This window comes from Mesorhizobium newzealandense, from assembly GCF_042682145.1.
Taxonomy (GTDB): Bacteria; Pseudomonadota; Alphaproteobacteria; order Rhizobiales; family Rhizobiaceae; genus Mesorhizobium; species Mesorhizobium newzealandense.
This window is the reverse complement of record NZ_JBHUGZ010000001.1, coordinates 240,610-260,742: the sequence shown is the minus strand read 5'-3', so window position 1 is coordinate 260,742 and position 20,133 is coordinate 240,610. Positions and strand designations below refer to the sequence as shown.

The following is a 20,133-nucleotide window of genomic DNA, read 5'->3' as shown; positions in this document are numbered from 1 at the left end:
GTCAGCTCTCTGTAGCTGAGTTGATTTTCTCCAGTTCTGCCTCAAGCGTCTTGGCATACGCCTCGATCTGGGCCCGCGACTGTTCGAGGCTTTTGGCATATTCGACCGCGGCTTTGTTCGCCTCCCGCAACTGGCCTAATGTCTCTTCCAGGGAACTCGTATAACGCGCGGCCTCCTCGGCACTCCGCGATCGCTCTTCCAACGTGACCTGCAAGCTGTGCACGTATCGACCAACCTCGCCCTTCAAAGCATCGCCGTTGGTGGCCTCATCGCTCTGAGCCCGCGACTGTTCGAGGCTTCTGGCGTATTCGGCCGCGGCTTCGTTCGCCTCCCGCAGTTCGACCAATGTCTCTTCCAGGGAGTTAGCGTAACGCGCGGACTCCTCGGCACTTCGCGATCGCTCTTCCAGGGTGACCTGCAAGCTGTGAACATATCGACCAACCTCGCCCTTCAGCGCATTGCTGTTGGCTGCGATGATCGCCTGGGCGGTGCTTCGCTCGAGCGCCATTTTTTCCAGATGCTCGATGCCGATTGTCACCAGGCTCGATGGTACCTCGCCATTCTGCTGCCTGATCCAGTCAGAACTCCCCGCGGCCACAACGGCCAGAGACACACCGTCGAAGGCCATTCCGGTCTGCTTTGCCACGGCGCTGGCATAGCCAAGGCCATCCTGGTCCTGAAAAAGAATGGCGTCGAAATGCTGGGCGCGGAGGTGTCTCAACAACTGGATTGTTGAGGCCAGAAGGGACGGCTGGATCAGCGGGCCGTCCACGTCGAGATATTCGATGTCGAAGGAATGGCTTTCGGCAAAGTCCGCGAAGGCATTCTCGTCCGCCTCGGTAAAAGCGCCGATGTCGACGATGGACATGTCGATGTCAGCGGCCATGGCGGCGTCGACCGCCGCTCTCGCCGCGCCGCCACCCTGGATAGGTTTCCAGAACAGGTCGCCGACAAAGCACAGCTTCCGCTGGCCCGTGCCCCGGCGCATGACGCGCGGGCGAGGACGCCCTGACGATCGCTGCGGGGGAGGAGGATGCTGAATGCCGGCACGGACATCGTCGAACGACTGCTTCACCGCGTCGAAAACGGCAGGATCAGGCGTACGGCCTGCGGCGGCGCCATGCAGTTCGGAAAAGATCGGCTTGATCCATGCAGACCACACGCCCTGCCGGCAATCCAGGTCCTCGGGCTCTTGATGGTGCCGCAGTTCCCGCGACAGAAAGCCGTCGATCTCGGCAGCGGCATCAGGGATGGATTTTGGCCACGCGATCTTGAGTTCATCGCCCAGCCGGCGCGCGACCGATCTCCAGTCGTCCAGCAACGACGAATAGTCGCAGAAAACCCTGTCGACGTCGCGCGTGTGTTCCTCGACTGCCAGATTGTACCGCAACCACAGCAGGCCGCCTCGCTCCAGAGGCCAGGATTGCCAGTCGCCCCCCAGGCTCTGCCGCTTCGCCAGCGAGAGCGCGACTTCCACTGGATTGCGCGAGATGACGACTGCGACGCACCGTATTTCCAGTTTGGCCAGCGCGGCGCGCCACAAGGGGAACAGCAGCGAGATCCGCGGATCCTTCAGCACGAAAAGCGGATCGTCGCCGTATTCATCGGTAATCAGATCTTTCAACCTGTCGACGAAGGCCTGTGCCGCAGGCCCTTGCAGCCATTCGCCGGAGGGTCCGTGGACATCGTTTTCCGGCGTTTCGGCCAGACCCAGGATCTCATCGTTGAGGCGAACAGCGCCTTCCGGCTCCCAATGGCCGGTCACGTTGCCCAATCCCGCCGGATTGAGGTTGCGCGGCAAGGAGGCGCCGAGAAAACTGAGCACGCGCGCCAGCGCGGAGGTGCCACTGCGGTGCATCCCCACGACTACTATGGCGGTTCTGCTGGTCATGAGACTTCCGGGGATAGGCGCTTGGTGTTTAACCGCGATCGAACATTGCGGACGGGCAGGGCCATACGCTCCCGATCGCTGTCCGGGAAACCAGTTGAGCTGTTGGCAACGATAGCACCCGCATGCATAGTCGCCGCCTGGCGCGCGTAACCGACATATGACGTCCGGGTCAAACTTTCATCTCCTGATTGAAACAGGACTTGGATTGGAGATTAGAGAGATGCACTCCCCAGCACCAGTATCTTCCGGTGACCGCGACAGAGCCCAGGCGATCGTTTCAACGGTGCCGCATTGGCACCACAAATTTGAAGTGTTCCCGGGCGTGGTCACTCCGGGCTCTTACGATCCCCGGTTCCTGCTCGAAAAACTGCGATTGCCTGCCGATATGACTGGCCTGCGAGCGTTGGACATCGGCCCCTCCGACGGCTTCTTTTCGATGCACATGGCTCGTCGTGGAGCGCAGGTGACGGCAGTCGACTATCGGGCCAAAAATGGCCATGGATTTGAAGCCATGGAGCAACTGACCGGTTTGGAATTCGATTACAGGCAGATGAACCTGTATGACATTCCTGGCTCGGATATCGGTGAGTTCGATCTCGTGCTGTTTCTGGGCGTTCTCTATCATCTGCCCGACATGATGCGCGCGCTGAACATTGTTTCCCGGCTGTGTCGGAGCCGCCTGCTTGTTGAAACGCAGTTCGAACCGGACCTGATGCCCGGCGTCGCGGTCGCGCAGTACTACGAAGCTGGCACACTTGCCGGCGACATCACCAATTTCTGGGCTCCCAACAGGGAATGCCTCTTTGCCATGTTGCGGGACACCGGCTTTCAGATCGATCGGGATGACGACTGGGGCAAGCGCCTGATGGTGGACGCTTCCGTTAGCGGTCAAGCAAAAGGGGAAAAGACGGGGCTGGCTTATGGCCTGATTTGAAACGCGGATGGTTTCTGGCCAGGCAGTTTCTTTAGGCACCTTGAAGTGATCCCGGCGATCAGCGGAGATGCTCGCCAAGCGAGAGCAAGTGTCCTATGCTCCCTCCCGGCACCGCATGGTCGTGATGTCGATACGGAAGTCTGTTGTCGTAGGCAGGGGGGTTCCATGTTCGAAGTCGTCGGGTTCTGGTGGAAAACACGCTCAAGAAGCTGGCTCGCCATAGAGACACTTGGCTTGATCGTTGCGCTGTCCGTGTTGCTTTTGCCCGGACTGGGTACCGCGAACGCGCAGCCGAACTGGACGCTCGATCCGACCGCTTCGGTGCTCACCTATCAGTCGGTCAAGAAGAACACGATCGTCGAAACCAACAAGATCAGGAATATTTCCGGCAGCCTTACCTCGACGGGTGATGCCAAGGTCACCTTCGACCTCAATTCGGTCGATACGGGGGTCGACCTTCGCAATGTCCGCATGCGGTTCCTTTTCTTCGAGACATTCAAGTTTCCGTCGGCCGAACTGACCGCCAAGGTGGATCCCGCGGCATTTGCCGACCTGGCGAGCAAGCGACGCGTGAAGGCGGTTCTTCCATTCCGTCTCAACCTGCACGGGGTCGACAAGGATCTCGAGGCCAACGTCGTCGTGACCATGATCAGCGACAACATGGTGTCGGTCGCTTCGGAGGCCCCTGTCGCCGTGCATGTGGAAGACTTCGGGCTGCTGCCGAACGTCGACAAACTTCAGCAGGCCGCCAATGTGACCAACATTGTTCCGACGGCATCGGTGTCGTTCGATTTCGTGTTCACCGCTGACGGCAGCAAGTCGGCTGCTCCCCAGCCCGTCGCGGCGAGCGCGGCCGATGTCGGCCCTGTCGCCACCGATGCGGCGAAGACCAACTTCAGCGACGAGGAGTGCCTCAACAGGTTCGCGGTGCTGTCGCGCACCGGAGCCATCTACTTTCGAACCGCGAGCGCGCGGCTCGATGCTCAAAGCCGCCCGCTGCTCTCGGAGGTCGTCGGTGTCGTTGGCAAGTGCCCGGACCTGAAGGTCGAGGTTTCCGGATACACCGATTCCGATGGGTCGCCTGTCGAGAACAAGCGCTTGTCGGAGCGCAGGGCCGAGGCGGTTGCCGACGCCATTGTTGTCGCGGGCATTCCTCGCACGCAGATCACGGCGACCGGCTATGGCGAGGAGCGGCCAGTTGCCGCCAACGACACGCCGAAGAACAAGGCGCTCAATCGGCGGATCGAGTTTTCCGCCACCAAGCTCGTCAACTGAGGAAGGATCTGTTGTCCCGGTGGGTGTCGATCTGATTGCCCGTTGCGGTGGCCTTATGCGCGGCATCGGGCTCGTAGCGCTGGCATTGATTTTGACCTTGTCGGCCGCCAGTGCCGAACGCCGCGTTGCGCTGGTCCTCGGCAACTCCCAGTATCAGCATGCCCCGGCGCTGACCAATCCGGTACGCGACGCCCAGGCCATGGCCGAACACCTGAAGAGCCTGGACTTTGAAGTCGTTTCCGGCTTCGATCTGACCAAATTGCAGACCCAGACGACGATTGCGCAGTTCGCAAAGCAGGTGCGTGGCGCCGACATCGCCCTTTTCTTCTATGCCGGCCACGGGTTGCAGGTTTCAGGCAGCAACTTCCTCCTTCCGGTAGATGCAGCACTCGAGGACGAGACTTCGCTCGATTTCGAAGCGGTGCCCGTGGATTTCGTTCTGCGGCAAATGTCGCGCGAGACCAGCATAAGACTGATTTTCCTCGATGCGTGCCGTGACAATCCCCTTGCCGAGGTGTTGGCAAAGACCGCCGGCGTCAAGGGAGCACGAAGCGGCCTTGCCGAAATCCCGATCGAGAATGGTGGCGCCGGCACGCTGGTCGCGTTCGCCACCAGTCCCAACCAGGTCGCCTATGATGGATCAGGCGAACATTCGCCGTTCGCTTCGGCGCTGCTCGCGCATATGGGCGAAACAAATGTTTCCATCACCGAAGCGATGAACCGCGTTACCGCCGATGTCTTCAAGGCGACCGCCGGCAAACAGCGTCCCTGGATCAATGTCTCGCTGACCACCGAGGTCGTCCTGCACAAGATCGATCTCAACGCGCCGCTGATCGTCGGCGAGGCGAGCGCTCCGCAACCGGAAGGCGGCTCGGATGTGCGCAACGCCACGGCAAATCCGTCTGGCTCCGGTGACGACACCCAACTTGCACTCAATGTGCTTCGCCAGAAAATCCCGAAGCTTGCCTCGGACGACCCCATCTTTTTCGACCACCCCATCGATTTCGGTGATCCGGAAATCGATGGCAAGAGCATTGCCGATCTCATCAAGGGCATGCCACGCTTCAGTCCGGTGGAGGGGCTCGACAAGTCGGTATGGGAAGGCAAGCACTGCGACGGCTGCCACGAATGGAACGAGGCACGGCTGTGCGAACAGGCGAAAAATTTCGCCTCCAACGACGTCTCTGTTTTGCGCCTGCAGCATCCGCTTGGGACACGCTTCAAGGTGGCACTCGCCAAGTGGGCTCAAGGTGGCTGCAAGTAAGCCGGGAGAACCACAAGACCTGAAGCGCGTCGCCTGAATCCGTTCGAACGCGACACGCGCCTTAAGCTCTAATATGCATCCGCTGATTGGCGCAGCGCCTCGATCTCGGCCATCTGGATGCCCATTTCGACAAATGCAGAAAGAACGGAAAACCGGTCCGCGAGCGCGACACGTGCCAGTCCGGCCAGAATCCCCGCATTGACCGCATGGGCCGCAGGAAATGGTTGCAAGGCGGATTCCATCGCGGCCATGGCCGAACCATTGTCACGCCATCCCGCGGCCAGGGCAATCCAGCCGACCGGCGTTGTTGGCGGTGTCGCCGCGGCCGTGCTGACGGCTGCCCGATAGCGGGGACTGTCCGGTTCACCCACCCAGTCGCGAACGAGCGCCAGCAACTCGTGATCGGTCTCATCGAACAGGTCGGTCAGGTGGCTCAAACATTCATGGGCCCACCATACCGCTGCCCGCTCGGGAAGCAGGTAGGCACAGAATGTAATCGCTTCCTCGGGAACGCGCCCGGCGAGGAGGTTGCGGCAGAACTCGATCGGGTGCTGTTCGGTTGGAAGGGTTCGCATGTCCCGGGCAATAGCGGGACAAGCCATGAAAAGATCCCGTGCCGTTTTGAATCGGAGCCCATTGGCCATGACCGCCACGCTTTCATCGAGGAGCTTTGGCCACTCAAGCCCCAGGCGGGGCGCGGGTCAAGTCTCAACCGTGGCGCGGCAACAACTGTCGGTCGGCACTGTCGTGCCTCCGCGTTTGGCGACAGACAATTGCCTCGGAATTTGGTATAATCACAACCGCACGAAATCTGGTGCTCAAACAGGAGGGGCCGCTATGCAGTGGAGCAGTTCAGCCTTTGTGTTGGCGGTCGTGTTTTTCTCGACCCACGCTTCCGCCGACCCCGTTCAGAAATCAGAAGACATTGTGAAGTTTTTTGCCGGTGCGGCCGATCTCGGCAAGTCGCGAGGAATTTGCGTCGGCTCCGAGGAGGAGTGCAAAAGCAAGAGCAAGGCAGGTGACGCGGCGGGACAAAAATCCGGCCTCGACATGCTGATCAATTTCGGGCTGAATTCGGCCGAACTCGACACGACCGCGCGCGCGGAACTCGGCGAGTTCGCCAAGGCCCTGAAGGACAACCGGCTGAGCACTTTCAACTTCGTCGTCGAGGGATACACCGACGCTTCCGGTTCGGCCCGCTACAATGAGGGTCTGTCTCAGCGACGGGCGCAATCGGTGACGGCCTTCCTGACAGCCAGCGGCATCGAGACTGCGCGCATCAACGCGATCGGCATGGGCGAAAAGAATCCGCGCAGCCCCAACCCGTACGATCCTGTGAACCGCCGCGTGGAAATGCGGATAAAGACGCAATAGCCGCTCAAAACCGCACGGCGGTCCTTGGAACGCCGGCGGTCAGTCCTTGAGCACGCCGCCCACAGCCACACCGGTGCCGAAGATCAGCGCCTTGGTGAGGAAGTCGTTATTGTCCTGGGGTGGCGGAAGATCATCCTGCCGCACCACGGTCTCGCGGTTGCGCCGCTTCTGAACGACCTTCTGTTGTTTGCGGGGTTTCTGTACCACCGGCCTCGGCGTGCGGACCTTCTGCACCACCTGCTTTTTCGGCTGCGCCGCGCGGGCTTGATCGGCAGCGTGCCTGGCGCGCACGCCTTCCATCATCGGATCTGTCTGGATCACCAGGAACGCCAGTTGCTCGCGCGTCAGATAGCTGGTCTGCGGGAGACCGTTCTTCGCTTGCCAGATGCCGATCGCCTGACGGGTCTGTGGGCCTATGTTGCCGTCGATGCGCCCAAGCTCATTGCCCAACGCTTCGATGCGCAATTGCAGGTCGATGCGGCCCTGGCGATCGAGGCCGATCGCACTTTCGGTCAACTCGGTGCCTGGTGTCTGCTTCACCTCGTCCGGAACGCCGACCGAGGTGCGCACGGTGGAGCCGGAACTGGCGTTCGCCTGGTCCGTATCGAGTTCCGCGACCTGCCGGTTCTGGGTTTTCGGGTCGTTCAATTCGTCGATGTTCAGCCGCGCCACGGTGGCGAAGCGACCGTTCGGAAACTGGTCGAGATAGGCCTCGTAGAACGGAATTGAATTGCGCTTCGAAGCCTCATCCCAAAGACGTTGCTCTACTTCCCAGGAAGGAGGATCACTGGCAACAGGGGCAGGAGCGGATGTCGCCGCGCCATTCGATGCGTCGGCCATGGGATTTGCAGCCGGCGCCGCTGGCGCGACGGGTTTTCCCAGGAAAACCTCGCGTCCCAGCGATGCGTTATGCCAGGGCCTCTGGCGACCTTGCGTGGTTTCGGTCACTTCGCCGCGCACGCGCGTCAGCGCACCCTGGATTTCGACGCCGGGTTCGGTCAGATGCCTGGCGAGCGCCGTCGAGTAAGGACTGTCGACCCCATTGCCGTCGAAAGCGATGGCGCCAGGATCCGTTGCATAGGCAATCAGGAGGCCACCGGTTCCGACGCCGTCCGATTTTGCTTCGACCGGCGCCAGACCGGTACCCAACGATGTGGAGCGGCTCTTTGGCATCGCGGCGGCCAGCGTTCTTGCCAGCGGATTGTCGCGGCAGGCGTCGAGGATGATGACGCCAACCGCCGGGTCGGGCGGCAAAGCAGCCATGAAATCATCGATCTGAACGGTGCGGGTCTTGAGATAGGCCGGCGACGTCAATTCGGCGTCCACCGGTATCAGGTAGTTCTTGCCGTCGACCTGCATGCCGTGACCGGCATAGAAAATGACCGCAAGGTCCGCGTCGTAGGATTGCTCGGTAAACCGGCTGATGAGGCTGTGCATGCCTGCATTGTCCTGGTCGACCCCTTCGATCACCTCGAACCCGGCATTGCGCAGCGTCGACGCGATGAGGCGGGCATCGTTGGCGGGATTGGGCAAGGTAACCGCATGGACGTATTTGCTGTTGCCGATCACCAGCGCGACGCGCTTGGCGTCGGGCGCGGCAGCCTCGGCGCCGGCGGCGGCCTGGGCGCCGAATGCGGCAAGGAAAAACAGGATAAACCCGCTCAGAAAGACGGCTAACGCTTTCATGGACCAGCCCTCCGCCCATCAGGGCGCGCTATTGATGTCTGCGCATGCTAAATTTCGTCGGCGACAGAGTCGCCTGTGCCAAAAAATGGCTCCTGGGCGTATGTGATCTTGACCATGGTTTTGGTTCACAAACGGCCCGAAAAAACTTGTCTATGATAACACTTGGCAGCAGGAACACCGATAGTCCGGGAGGCTCATGCCGCGCGGCCGGGTTCAAAGCGTATTCTGAATCGAGCTTATGAGGGCTGTGACGGCCTGCTTGTATTTTTCGAATTCCGGCGATGTCTGGCGGATCTCCGTGGTCGTTGTCTGCGGGCCGGCGTCGGTGGCCATGCGGCTCAGCTTTTGGCCCATCTTCCTTTCGGCCCAGTCCACCACATAGCTGGCTGTCTTGCCGGTGAGAAACGGGTTGGCTTGGATGACGGCCGACCCCAGCACGGCGCTCAGTTGCGCCGAACCCGCCGCCGACAGCACCTGATGCGCGCCTTCCATTCCCAGGAAATGACAGAGATACAGCCGGCCGGCTGTGATCTGGTGACCGCGCGCCCGAAGGTAGGCCTCGCCTTCGCGTGCCAGATTGCGCACCATCTCACGCGAGATGGTGGCGTCGTAGCGCAGGGCGAGCAGGTCGGCGGTCGACAGGCTGCGCGCAAGTTCCGGGCGGTAGGTATTCATCATCCTGATCCAGGTCTTGGTTATGAACTGGCCGGCGCCGGTCGCTGAAGAAAGTGGATTCTTGGCGCGAGCGCTGCCACCACTCTCGACATGAACGATACGGTCGGTGAGCGTTTCGACGGCGGAATCGTCCGAAGCGATCGCGGTAACCGTGCCCAGGGGGTCGATCGCCTCGCCATTCTGATAAAGCTCGAAATGCAGGTGAGGCCCGGTCGAAAGGCCGGTGGTGCCGATGTAGCCAATGATGTCGCCGGCTTTCACCTTGGTGCCGACACCGGCCGCGACTGCAAATTTCTGCATATGCGCATAGCGCGTCTCGCGCCCGTTTCCGTGCGAAATCTTCACCAGATTGCCATAGTTGCCTCCATCGCCCTGGAAGGTGATCTCGCCATCGAAGGCGGCTGCGATCGGCGTGCCCACTGGCGCTGCCCAGTCGACGCCCTTGTGGATGCGAACGGTTCCGAGAATTGGGTGCTTGCGTGGCCCGAAGGTGGAGGTCATGACCCCGTTGACCGGCGTGACCATGCCGTTGGTGACTGTCAGCGAGCGAACCTGATCGTCACCCGTAACGCATGCAAACTGGCCGTCGCTCTGCTGGAAGACGAAACAGTCGAGGCTTTTTTCGTTGCCCTGGACGCCCACATACAGCACTCGCCCGGCACCCTCGTCCTTGCCGCGCGGCGTCTGCGAATAGATCAGCACAAGACGCTGGTCCTCGCTTGCAAAGGCGTCCAGATCCTGTCCTCTCGAGAGATACATGATCGCTTCGCCGATCACGCCCGTCGGAACATTGTTGCGGGCTGCAGTCGAGTAGATCGCGTCGAGCAGACGATACTGCCTTTTGTGCGTGCCTTCCGCCTGCGCGCCCGAATAGTTGAACAGATCTTCGCGGACCCAGGGATCGACACCCGATACGAACGCGCCGGCGGCATTGCGCGTCAGCGTGCCGACAAACACGTTCTTGGCGTAGACCGAAACCTGCATGAGGGACATCGTGGTCGTCTCGCGCGTCGGCCTGAAACCGCGCATGGCAACGACATAACCTGGTTCCAGACCGTCCCGGTTGAAAATCGTCTTCAGGGCCTCGCCTGCCAGCTTGGCATCGTCGGCGGAGAAATGCGCATCCAGGATTACGCTGTCCAGGCTGCGGTCGTTGAGGATCTTCACGAACGTGTCTTCGGTCGCCTCGAACCGCTGGTACTCATTGGTGACGACCGCGACGCTCGTGTTGTTTTCGATCTGGGTCTTCTGGAATGCGGGAAGGGCTGCATCGCCTGCATCGATTGTCTCACCCCAGCCGGCTTCGGGATCGTCGACGTCGGCCTTCTGGTCCGAATCTGCCTCAGGTTCCGCCGCGTCGGGCGATGGCTCAAGATCGTTCTGCAGATCGCCGGATGGTCCTGGAGCGGTCTTTCGTTGCGCCTGGAAGAATGCGAAATCCTCCTGCGTGGATGGAATCGTCGTCATGAATTTCTCGCTGGCGCTCAGCATGACGTCGGACAGAATCTCGATCTGGGGAGAAACGCCGGCCTGATCGAGTTCCGCCGGGCGCGGCATCGTTCGGCCTTTCGTTGCGGCGCCGGCATCGGGCGCCAGCGTGATCCACATCGGATCCCCAGCGAGGTCGATGATGGCAGGCACATAGACGGATGCATCGGCCGGCACATCGTCCACGCCTTCGACCGCGTGCAGCTCCTCGTCTTCGTCGCCGAACGACCAATAGTCCGCAGTGAGGTAGAAACCGGCGGCGATCGAAAGCAGGACAACCACTGCCAGACCGGCAACAAGCCTGCGCCAAAGCGTGCGCCTGCGAAGGGCTGCGCGCGCCTGCTTTTTCTGCTTGAAGCTCGTGTCGATACTGTGCGTCACGGATTGCTTCCGGTCAGGAAGAAGGTCCACCGCACCTGTTCAAGCGTATCGACTTCGAGAAATTGCGCCGCGATGTGGCCGCGCTGCCAGCATTCGTCGATGCCGCGTATCGAGAAACGTCGCCGCTCGATGCACATTTCGGTCGATCCGGTGAGGATCGCATGACCAAACACGTCCGTCGCATAGATGTAGATGTAGCGGTTCGTCAGTTCCTCGCGGATGACGTTCACGCATTGATTTGCGCCGATGGTCCACCAGCCGTCGGTCTGGTCCGCATTGTCGATCTTCTGGCCGACGGCGAGATTGACGACGTCGAGCGTCTGGTTGCAGACGGTGAATTCGGCGCGCGCTTCGCTGGATGACAGCACCGCCAGCAGTGCCGCGCCCGCCATGACCGCAAGCCTCATGCGGCCCGTCAGGGCAAGCAGGGTTCGAACCGGATCACGCTGCTTTGTGGGCAGGTCGGCAGACGAGTTGGGCAAACACGAGCGGCGGCGTTCCATCGGGCGCCCATGCTATCCGCCGAGCCGGAAATACTTGGCAGTGGCTGAGAACTGAGACCCGTCGGTCTCGACTTCTTCGAGGATCTTGGGCAGCAGCACCGAGGCTGGCGTGGGCGTGGAGAACGCCGCCGCCTGGATATCCTGGGGCCCCGTGATCACCAGTATGATCTGCGGCACTGCCTTTCCGGCGGCCATGTCGGCGGCGCCGAGACCAATCGGGATGCTGAAGCTGGCCTTGCCCGATTGTGCGACGATGCGGTCGTCGAGATTGAACACCATGCCTTTGTGATCGATCAGCAGCACGCTTGAAATGAGCCCGCCGCGCGTCACCAGCGTGCCGCTGATCGGTGTACCGTTCGGCACCGATGTCCGATCGAGAACAAGCTGCGGCTTGTCGGCCGCAGTCTGGCCCAGAAAGCGCAAAAAGTTGGTGACTTCGCATTGGCTTGGCTCAATGAGGCGGACGCTGATGTCCGGCTCGACATGGAATTTTGCCTGGAAATCGCCCAGCATCTGCTCGAATGGCTGGACCGCTGTTCCAAATCCTTCGATCGCAGCGGCCTTGTCGGTTGCCGACGTCATGGTGGCATAGAAACAGTCGCCGCCGCCGAAGTCGCGAACCCACGCGACACGTTGCGCAATGTCGTCGACGGCCGGGGGAACCTCCGGTTTGGGCACGTTCAACGCGACGACAGGTTGGTCCGGCTGTTTGGCTTCCGGTGCCGTAGCCTTTTGGCTCTCGGCGTTCGCGACATCCGTCTGGCTTGCAGTGGGTTTGGGCGCGGGCGCCGCCGGCTGGCTGGTCTGGGGCTCGGGCTTTTGGCTCTCGACAACCTTTGGCTCAGCCGGCGGCGGCGTTGAGACCTTCTCGGCTGCTGGCGGGGCTGGAGCGGTCGTGTCAGGCGGCGGAGCCGACGTTTGACTGTCGCTGGCCATGGTATTTGGCTGGACTGGCGGCGATGGTTTTTCGGGCGTCGGCTGCGCGTCCGTTGCGGGCGGCTTCGCGGGCTCCTTGGCCTGCGAGGGTACTTCGGCGGGCTTGGCCGGCTGCGGCTTTTGAGCCGCTACGGCATCTTGCTGATTTTCAGCTGGCGGTGCGCTCGCCTCCGGCTGCGCGGGCGGAACCGCCTTTGCCGGCTCGGGAGCGTTCGCGACATTGTCCGAGGGGGCCGGCTTTGACGTTTCCGGTGCAGGCTTTGATGACTCTGGCGCGGAAAGCGATGTCTTGCCGGTGGTCGGCGTCGCAGGCGCCATGAAGCCGCCCAGATACAGGCCCGCGCCGGAGGCGACAGCCAGCGCCGCCAAGGCGGCGATTGTCATGGTTCGGGTCTTTGTTGATTTTCCAGGCGTGACCGCGCGTGGCGGGCCGGCGACCGCCGGAGGTCGCGCTTCGGACAAATGCGCCGGCCGCACATGCTGGACGAAGGGCTGCCCACCTGCACCAGTAGCGGTCGAGGCGTCGCGCCTCTCGACATTGGATGGCCGGGCCTGGGTCCTGGTGTCCGGCGCAAGGGTTCCCCCGGCTCGCGGCAAACCCGTCCGGTGGGGTGTGATGGAAGTCGGCGGCGTTGTCCCCTCGTTGTCGTCACGCGTCATCCTGGCGATTTCCGCCATGCTGATCGGCCGGTCTTGCGGATCCGGCTGCAGCATGGCTTCAACAATGTCACGAAAATCGTCGTCGATGTCGGAGAGATCAGGCACGGTCCGGCGCTTTTCGATGACCTCGAACTGCGACCCGCTCATGTCGATCGGCTTGCCGCGCAAAGCGGCAACCAGCACCAGGCCCAGGCTGTAGATGTCGGACTGCTCGCTGACGTCACCGCCGTAGAGCCCGAGCTGTTCGGGTGAAACGTAGTTGTATTTCCCCGCGAATTTTCCGCCGATCAGGGTCTCACCGCCCACGGTCGCCGATCGTGCGATACCGAAATCGATGATCTTTGCGCGGTCGACCCGGCCTCCCGGCAGGATGATGTTATCCGGGGAGAGGTCACGGTGGATCGCTCCCGCCTGATGCACGGCGCTCAGGCCGGACGCGAGGCGATGGCAGAGTTTGCGCACCTCTTCCGTCGGCATCGCGCCACGTCGCATGATGTCGAACAGCGACTCGCCGTCGACGAATTCCATGGCAAGGTAGGGACGGCCGATCCCGGGATCGATCGTGAAGACGTGATACCGCACGACAGCGTCATGCGACAGGTGATTGAGGATCGATGCCTCCTTGCGGAACAGGGACAAGATCGTCTGGTCGCGGGCGAACTCGGGCAGGACGATCTTGATCGCGACGTGGTCGCCGGTCTGGATGTTGTGGCCCCGGTAGACCTCGCCCATGCCCCCGAATGCGATCCGCTCGTCAAGCTCGTAGATACCGCTGAGTTGCGTGCCCACGGCTGTATTGGCCACGCCCGCCGATATTCGCGTCTTGTCGTCGGCGCTCATCGGCCTCAACCCCCCGCTTTGTACGGATCTGGACGGGGCGATTTCCCATCGCGCCCGTCTCCGATCTTCACAAGCACGATAGTCACGTTGTCTGTTCCGCCACGCGCCAGCACCGTTTCCAGCAGGTTTTCGCAGGCCGCCTGAGGTGTCGCGGACACGGTCGCCGCCTCGATCTCTGCGTCGGTGACATGTGCCGTCAGCCCGTCTGTGCTCAAGACAAAAATGTCCCCCGGCATGATTTCGCCTTGCTGGAAATCGATGACGATCTCGTCGCTGACGCCGACCGCGTGCGTAATGACATTGCGGCGCGGCCAGGTGAGCGCTTCGGCTGGGCTGATCATGCCCCTGTCGACGAGCTCCTGAACTTCGGTGTGGTCCTTCGAGATCTGCGAGATCGAGGCGTTGCGGATCAGATAGACGCGGCTGTCACCCGCCCACAGGCAGGCAAACCGCCCATCCATCGCCAGCAGGGCGGCAACGGTGGAGCCGATGGTTATGCCGCGAGATTCGGATATGCCGCGGATCTCGGCATTGGCCCTGCTCAGCCTGTCCTCGAAGCGCGCCCGAAGATCCGGTGCGGAGCTCGCAATGCCGATCGTTGCCAGATGATCGACGATACTGGCGGAAGCGACCTCTCCCGCGTCATGTCCACCCATTCCGTCGGCGACCACCCAGAGGCCAGTTTGTGGCTCGACCAGATAATTGTCTTCATTGAGCTCACGGACACAGCCTTTGTGGCTCACGCCGAAGCTTTCAAAGGGAAGGGCGACATTGTTCAATTTGCCACCAAGCGCTTCTCAAGCGTCCTCTGCGGCGCACCTTTGGGCGCTCGCTCGCGCCACTTTGCCACAGGCTCGAACATTAAAGTATCGAAAACTAAGCTTTGGCGTGGGTGGTCTACGGACCGGCGCCATGCCGACCAGATCAACCCCATCTCAAAACGCCTTGGGACAGCTGAACCCGGAAAGCGCGGGGAGGAAGAAGGGGTTGGAGCCGGAGCCAGTCTCGACCGTATAGGTAACGTCGCGTCCGCCGATGACGAAGCGTGCTTGCGTGGTGCTGTCGTTGCTGGTGATGGCGGCCTTGTCCAGAAGCCGCTTCAGTGCCCACTGCCCGTCGAACTTGATGGCGGATTCGCGGCCTGGCATTTCCGGTGCCAGGCTTAGACTGGCGGACGCGGAAGCCGTACCGCTCGGCCAGGTCACCGTGCTCGGTGCATTGTCCGTCTGGTTGCTCTGGACGATCTGACCATCGACGTCGAGTATCGCCGCATCGGCATCGCCATGCAGTGAGAACGGTGTGAAGGTGACGCTGACCGAGGGCACCGAACCGCCCGATGGAAAGAAGGCGCTGCGGATTTCCGCAGCCAGCTGGAAGTCTTTCAGGGTCGATTTCGACAGGTCGCGTCCGAAGCGCGCATCCTGTTTCCAGCTCCAGTCCTGACCGGTCATGTCGATCAGCGATGCAAGATTTTGTGCGAAGAACCGGTCCATCAACCCGCCCGGAGCAAATAGTTTCGCGAAATCCGCCATGGCAACATCCTCGGTGCCGTCGCCGGCGAAGGGATAACGGCCATTGATCGCCGCCTCGCAGGGGGCCGTGACCGTCTGGTCGAGTAGCTGGTTCAAGTTTGCCACCGAGGTTTCGGCGACGTTGCCTTCAAACTCATCTGCCGTCGCGTTGACCATCCGGCCGAGTTGCCTGGGCAGGCGCGAGACATTGGCGCGAAGGGTGGCTATCTGCAGCTGCAGGTTCGTATTGACCCGCTCGGTCTGCGAAGGAACTTCGGCTGCCAGTTGCAGGCTCTGGTAGATATCGCTGAAGTTCTGGGTCAGTGCATCGATCGGGCGGTGTCCGTCAGGGCCGTTCACAAGCGCCTGGAATGATCTGAACTGCGCTTCAATGTTCGCACCTGGATTCAGGTTCTGCACGGCGGCAGCCCCTGTGCCGGCGCGGCTTTGCGATTTGCCGGTGGCGATTTGTATGCCGATGCGGGCCAGGCCCCTGGCGAAATCCGCGGCGTTCCCTGGCTGGTTTTGAGCCGTGCCTGCTTCGGTCCCGGCGCCAGGACCGTTGCCGTCGCCTGCGTCTCGCGTCAGGGCTGTTTCATTGGCGATCGCCGCAAAGAGCTGGTTTATTGGCGAGGTTGGCGAGGCAGCGGCTGAAAGCGCGATGTAGTGCGGCTTGTCCGTCAGCATCGCCTTGAATTTCAACTGGTCGAGAACACTGTTCCACGCGGTTGCGAACTCCTTCCCGTAACGATCGAGAAGTTCGGGGCCGAGCTTGAGCAATTGCAGATCGATGTCGCCTTGTTCGCCGCCGCCGCCGAGGACCCACTGCTCGTCGACAAGCATCTGCGCAATGCGCGAAAGTTGCCGGAGATAGAAGGTGTTGAAGCCGGCATGGGTGTAGATACCGGGAACACGAAGACCTGACAGATCGCTGCCATCGATGCGCTCGAACAGCAGCTGCGCTTCCGGGCCACCTTTCTGGGAGACGGAAAAATCGTTTAGCGCTGCCGCGTATACCGCCGACTTGATCAATGCGGTAGCTCGGTCGGCAAGGCTCATGCGCCCGAGGGAGCGTTGAGCGGCTTCAACAAGCGGCTGGTTGAGTTCGAAGACGGGATCATAGGCATCGTCCAAGGCGAGCATGGCGCGTAGGTGCTTTTCGAGTTGCTCGCGTCCTTCGCGGTTGTTTTCGCCTGGATATCGGTTCTGTTCCCAATCCTGCTTCATCCAGGAAACGATCAGCGCGTCATCGACCCTCGGCGACTTGCCGCCAAGCATCAGATAGATTTTCAAAGGTTCGTAGAGCGCGACGGGATCAGCCATCTTGGCCTGGATCGTCCGCTCGGCCTGGATCAGCAGGCGCGATCGGAACATTCGTTCCAACGCTTGCCGATAAGCCGTTTTGGATGCCGAAAGAAGTCTCTCCCGCTGGCTGAGGCCGAACGTCTCCTCGATCGGTGTCGGCAAATCGCCGGTTTCGAACCCGGCCGGCAGATCGCGCAACTGGTCGAGCGGGCCGATGACGTTTTCGAGGTCGACATCGGTGACCGTGGTCGCCTTGAGCAGCGGGTCCGCCGTCTCGCGATACTGGCCCATGGCCACAGTTGTGGAGGCGATCAGCGACCGGTTGGCCGCGAAGCTCAGGGCGAGCGTACCCAGTGCAGCTGCCGCGACCAGCGTTATTGCGCCGAGGCCGCCGAATCTGGCGATTGCCGCACGCCTTGCAGCCGATTTGTCGTACGAAACCCATCCGGATTCGGCAAAAATGACGTCTGTCAGCAGATCGTGCAAAAAGAAACTCTTGCCGGTGCCGGAAAGATGGGCTTTCGAACCGCTGCCGAAACTGCGGCCGATAGCGCCCAGCACCTGATCGATTGGCGTTCCCTCTTGCGTGCCCGACGAAAAATAGAGTCCACGCAGGCTGACGTTCACCTGGCTGCGGGTCGGATCGAACAGGCTGGCGACAAAACTGGTAATTCGGCCCCGCAGCGCGCCGAACTGTGCCGGAAAGCCAAAGATGGAGATGCGCGTGACCGGATCGGCTTCTTCCTGGAGGCGGTCGGCCATCTCGTCTGCCAGTCGCTTTGCTAGCGCGTCGAATTCGGCAGGGGCCTCGGCGGCCATGTTCCTGTCGCGTTCCGCGGTCTGGAATGTCGCGCCCCATACCTTGCGCCTGCGCGGCTCGTCGAAACCGCCGAAGTAATCCATGAACCCGGAAACAAGATCTGCCTTGGTGAACAGCAGATACACCGGAAACTGGATTTTCAGCGTCTCATGGATTTCCCTGAGGCGGCTGCGTATCTCGACCACGTGCGCATCAAGCTGCTGATCGTCGAAGCTCATCAGATCGGCAAGGCTGATGGCGAGGATGACGCCGTTTATCGGTTGTCTGGTGCGGTAGCGCTTGAGCAGCGACAAGAAGGCGAGCCAGCTCGTCTTGTCGCTGTCGGCATTGGAGTCCTGCGTCGTGTAGCGTCCGGCGGTGTCGATCAGCACGGCCTGGTCGGTGAACCACCAGTCGCAGGCGCGTGTTCCGCCAACGCCAGCCACCGGTTGGGCGGTCCCCGAACCGGCAAGCGGAAAACTCAGCCCCGAATTGACCAGTGCCGTTGTCTTGCCGGCACCCGGCGGACCTATGACGACGTACCAGGGGATCTCGTAGAGGAAGTTACGCTTGCCGCTCGACCGTTTGAGCGCCGCCACGGCCTCATTCATGCGGGCTTCGAGCACCCGCGAGTCGTCATCGCGGTCGTCATTGTGTGCAACGACAGTTTCGAGCTTTCTTTGCGCCTTTCTCGCTTGCCAGAAGCGCAGCCCGTAGAAAAGCGCCAGCACCGCCACGATCACACCAATGATCGTCGCGCGCAGCCAGGCAGGTCCGAGCGGACGGGTATCGGCGAAGCGGATCAATGGTCCGGCAAACCACACTGCCGCCGCGAAACCGGCCAGCGCGGTCACGCTGAACATCCGCAGCAGCCAACGCGTCATGGGCGCTTCCACCTGGCCGTGCTCACAATGTTTCCTCCCTGGGGATCATCACATCGACACGGCGGTTCCTGGCGCGGCCTTCCGGCGTCGCATTGTCGGCAATTGGCTCGTCCTCGCCCTTGCCATCGACCGTCAGTCGCGAGGGATCTTTGAATTTCGATGCCATCATCGTTTCGACAGCCTTCGCCCGGGCGACGGAAAGGTCGAAGTTGGATTTGAACGGGCTCGATTTTCGCGGTTTCACATTGTCCGTGTGGCCGACGATCCGGATTGGTCCGGGCTCGGGTTCCAGGGCCGCGGCGATGTCCGCGGCAGTGGGCTGGAATTCCGGCTTCGCCTCGGCCCTGCCGGACTGGAACAGCAGGAGATTGTTGATCTCCACCACGATGAAGTCGCCCTTCGTGCCGATGGTCAGCCCACCGCCTTCGACTTCCTTGGCCAGTGCCGAGCGAATGCGATCGATCTGTGCGGTGGCTGCTGGTGGCGTGACTTTCGCCGGCTCGGCCAACGGCGCCACGCTGGCGCGCTCGATGGCGACCGGTGTCGATGGGTTGAGTGCCAGCAATTCACCGGCGGCGGTGTCGCCTTCATTGGTGATGAAGACCCGCAATGCGAAGAACGCCGCTGTCAGCAGCGCCGTCGCCGCTGCGGCGACGACCCACAGCGGCAGGCGGGCCGACGGCTGCGCCATCGTCGCCGCAAGGCCCTGCCAGTGCGGCGAGATGTCTTCGCCGGCACGCGCCCTGAAATAGCGAAGCGTTTCGTAGACGTCGCGTCGAACGCGTTCGAGATTGCTGTCTTCGCGCGTCAGGCCTCGATACTGGCCCTCGAAACCCAGCGACAGGCAGGCATGCATCAGTTCGAGCAGATCGTAGTGCGTCTCGGGATTGCCCAGTATCGTGTTGAGGGCTTCGTAGAAGCCTGTGCCGGTGGTCTCGGTGCGAAAGAACTGCCGCAGGATGCTGTGTTGCGCCCAGTCGTCGCTCTTGGGCCAGGGCAGGTTGCCGATGAGATCGTCGGCGGTTTCGCACAGAGCAAATTTCGCAATCCGCGTATCCTCTTCGGGAACGCCTGACTTCTCCATTGTGCGGTCGAATTTTTCGATCGCGTCGGCGACATGTTGCGCCAGTGGCTCCGCTTGTCTTTCGACGGACATCAGCCTGAGTTGCCCGAACAGCATCAGCAAAGGTGCTGCCGCGGCGAGAAACGGGTTTGCCGCGGAGTATTTGACCATGTCCGCGGTGCCGAGCAGCATCGCCTGCTCGACGCCCGGCGTCGGCGCGGCGGCCGAAGAGCCGGCGCCCGCCGCGGCAGCCAAAGCCGCACCTTGATAAATCACGGTTCCGGATGTCCAGCCCGGCGGTGTATGCGGCCCGAAACCAGGGTCGAACACCGTTGAATCCTTGACCGGGGAGGGTTGGCCTCCGTCCGCGACAGGCAGCTCGGGACCTGATGGCGATTTTTGCGCGCGCCGTGGACTTGCGCGAATGACGGTCTTGCCCGCCGGGCCGAAGGGGTCGTCCTTCGAACTCATCGCCGATCGTCCGTGCAGGCGATGTGCCCGCGATTGGGCGAGATTGGCCGGTTCAGGTAAAGAAAAGGCAGCCGCTGCCGGCCGTGGCAGTCTCCGGAGGAAGATTGGCTAGAAAACGCTATCCCGCCGTAACATGACATTTGCCGCAGACCCCCAGCTCAATGAGTCTTACCCGCTTGGCGAACTGTCGTAT

At 61.7% G+C, this 20,133-nt stretch carries 13 protein-coding genes; 4 read left to right on the top strand and 9 right to left on the bottom strand.

From position 1 onward, the window contains the following. Position 1: 1 nt before the first annotated feature. Positions 2 to 1,891: a sulfotransferase family protein gene (locus ACFSOZ_RS01190; protein ID WP_379092533.1), complete on the bottom strand. Its 1,890-nt coding sequence runs from the start codon at positions 1,889 to 1,891 to the stop codon at positions 2 to 4. A 220-nt stretch (positions 1,892 to 2,111) separates the two neighbouring features. Between ACFSOZ_RS01190 and ACFSOZ_RS01185 the strand changes: the two genes are divergently transcribed. From ACFSOZ_RS01185 to ACFSOZ_RS01175, 3 genes are all read left to right on the top strand, one after another. After that, on the top strand, positions 2,112 to 2,825 hold the full coding sequence (locus ACFSOZ_RS01185) for a class I SAM-dependent methyltransferase (protein ID WP_379092531.1): 714 nt from the start codon (positions 2,112 to 2,114) through the stop codon (positions 2,823 to 2,825). 165 nt (positions 2,826 to 2,990) lie between these two features. Beyond that, positions 2,991 to 4,100 (top strand): OmpA family protein, encoded by a 1,110-nt coding sequence (locus ACFSOZ_RS01180; protein ID WP_379092528.1) that lies wholly within the window; start codon positions 2,991 to 2,993, stop codon positions 4,098 to 4,100. A 19-nt stretch (positions 4,101 to 4,119) separates the two neighbouring features. Then, the gene (locus ACFSOZ_RS01175; protein ID WP_379092525.1) at positions 4,120 to 5,364 is read left to right on the top strand and encodes a caspase family protein; all 1,245 of its coding nucleotides are present in this window, start codon (positions 4,120 to 4,122) and stop codon (positions 5,362 to 5,364) included. A 68-nt stretch (positions 5,365 to 5,432) separates the two neighbouring features. On the opposite strand, the gene ACFSOZ_RS01170 is transcribed toward ACFSOZ_RS01175, so the two are convergent. Beyond that, complete coding sequence (locus tag ACFSOZ_RS01170; protein ID WP_379093802.1) at positions 5,433 to 6,008, bottom strand: DUF6931 family protein; 576 nt, start codon at positions 6,006 to 6,008, stop codon at positions 5,433 to 5,435. A 193-nt stretch (positions 6,009 to 6,201) separates the two neighbouring features. On the opposite strand from ACFSOZ_RS01170, the gene ACFSOZ_RS01165 reads away from it, so the two are divergent. Further along, positions 6,202 to 6,738 carry an OmpA family protein gene (locus tag ACFSOZ_RS01165; protein ID WP_379093799.1) on the top strand — a complete coding sequence of 179 codons (537 nt, stop codon included), beginning with the start codon at positions 6,202 to 6,204 and terminating at the stop codon, positions 6,736 to 6,738. A gap of 39 nt (positions 6,739 to 6,777) precedes the next feature. Here the strand turns inward: ACFSOZ_RS01165 and ACFSOZ_RS01160 are convergent, their stop codons facing one another. The 7 genes from ACFSOZ_RS01160 to tssL all read right to left on the bottom strand — a co-directional run bounded on the left by ACFSOZ_RS01160 (position 6,778) and on the right by tssL (position 19,940). Next, complete coding sequence (locus ACFSOZ_RS01160) at positions 6,778 to 8,424, bottom strand: caspase family protein (RefSeq protein ID WP_379092522.1); 1,647 nt, start codon at positions 8,422 to 8,424, stop codon at positions 6,778 to 6,780. A gap of 213 nt (positions 8,425 to 8,637) precedes the next feature. After that, on the bottom strand, positions 8,638 to 10,968 hold the full coding sequence (locus tag ACFSOZ_RS01155) for a M23 family metallopeptidase (protein ID WP_379092519.1): 2,331 nt from the start codon (positions 10,966 to 10,968) through the stop codon (positions 8,638 to 8,640). After that, positions 10,965 to 11,375, bottom strand: coding sequence for a DUF1036 domain-containing protein (locus ACFSOZ_RS01150; RefSeq protein ID WP_379093796.1), 411 nt, complete (start codon positions 11,373 to 11,375; stop codon positions 10,965 to 10,967). Before ACFSOZ_RS01150 ends, ACFSOZ_RS01155 begins: the two co-directional genes overlap by 4 nt. 108 nt (positions 11,376 to 11,483) lie before the next feature. Then, positions 11,484 to 13,907: a serine/threonine-protein kinase gene (locus ACFSOZ_RS01145; protein WP_379092516.1), complete on the bottom strand. Its 2,424-nt coding sequence runs from the start codon at positions 13,905 to 13,907 to the stop codon at positions 11,484 to 11,486. A 5-nt stretch (positions 13,908 to 13,912) separates the two neighbouring features. Continuing rightward, positions 13,913 to 14,686, bottom strand: a complete 774-nt coding sequence (locus ACFSOZ_RS01140; protein ID WP_379092513.1) for a PP2C family protein-serine/threonine phosphatase — start codon at positions 14,684 to 14,686, stop codon at positions 13,913 to 13,915. A 156-nt stretch (positions 14,687 to 14,842) separates the two neighbouring features. Next, on the bottom strand, positions 14,843 to 18,406 hold the full coding sequence (gene tssM / locus ACFSOZ_RS01135) for a type VI secretion system membrane subunit TssM (protein WP_379092510.1): 3,564 nt from the start codon (positions 18,404 to 18,406) through the stop codon (positions 14,843 to 14,845). Positions 18,407 to 18,428: 22 nt separating this feature from the next. Next, positions 18,429 to 19,940, bottom strand: coding sequence for a type VI secretion system protein TssL, long form (gene tssL / locus ACFSOZ_RS01130; RefSeq protein ID WP_379092507.1), 1,512 nt, complete (start codon positions 19,938 to 19,940; stop codon positions 18,429 to 18,431). Between the last annotated feature and the right edge of the window lie 193 nt (positions 19,941 to 20,133).

Bases quoted from the DNA above. Each gene is read 5' to 3' on its own strand.
- ACFSOZ_RS01160 (WP_379092522.1), bottom strand. From the start codon at position 8,424: ATGAAAGCGTTAGCCGTCTTTCTGAGCGGGTTTATCCTGTTTTTCCTT.
- ACFSOZ_RS01190 (WP_379092533.1), bottom strand. From the start codon at position 1,891: ATGACCAGCAGAACCGCCATAGTAGTCGTGGGGATGCACCGCAGTGGC.
- ACFSOZ_RS01185 (WP_379092531.1), top strand. From the start codon at position 2,112: ATGCACTCCCCAGCACCAGTATCTTCCGGTGACCGCGACAGAGCCCAG.
- ACFSOZ_RS01150 (WP_379093796.1), bottom strand. From the start codon at position 11,375: ATGAGGCTTGCGGTCATGGCGGGCGCGGCACTGCTGGCGGTGCTGTCA.
- tssM (WP_379092510.1), bottom strand. From the start codon at position 18,406: ATGACGCGTTGGCTGCTGCGGATGTTCAGCGTGACCGCGCTGGCCGGT.
- ACFSOZ_RS01145 (WP_379092516.1), bottom strand. From the start codon at position 13,907: ATGAGCGCCGACGACAAGACGCGAATATCGGCGGGCGTGGCCAATACA.
- ACFSOZ_RS01165 (WP_379093799.1), top strand. From the start codon at position 6,202: ATGCAGTGGAGCAGTTCAGCCTTTGTGTTGGCGGTCGTGTTTTTCTCG.
- ACFSOZ_RS01170 (WP_379093802.1), bottom strand. From the start codon at position 6,008: ATGGCCAATGGGCTCCGATTCAAAACGGCACGGGATCTTTTCATGGCT.
- ACFSOZ_RS01180 (WP_379092528.1), top strand. From the start codon at position 2,991: ATGTTCGAAGTCGTCGGGTTCTGGTGGAAAACACGCTCAAGAAGCTGG.
- tssL (WP_379092507.1), bottom strand. From the start codon at position 19,940: ATGAGTTCGAAGGACGACCCCTTCGGCCCGGCGGGCAAGACCGTCATT.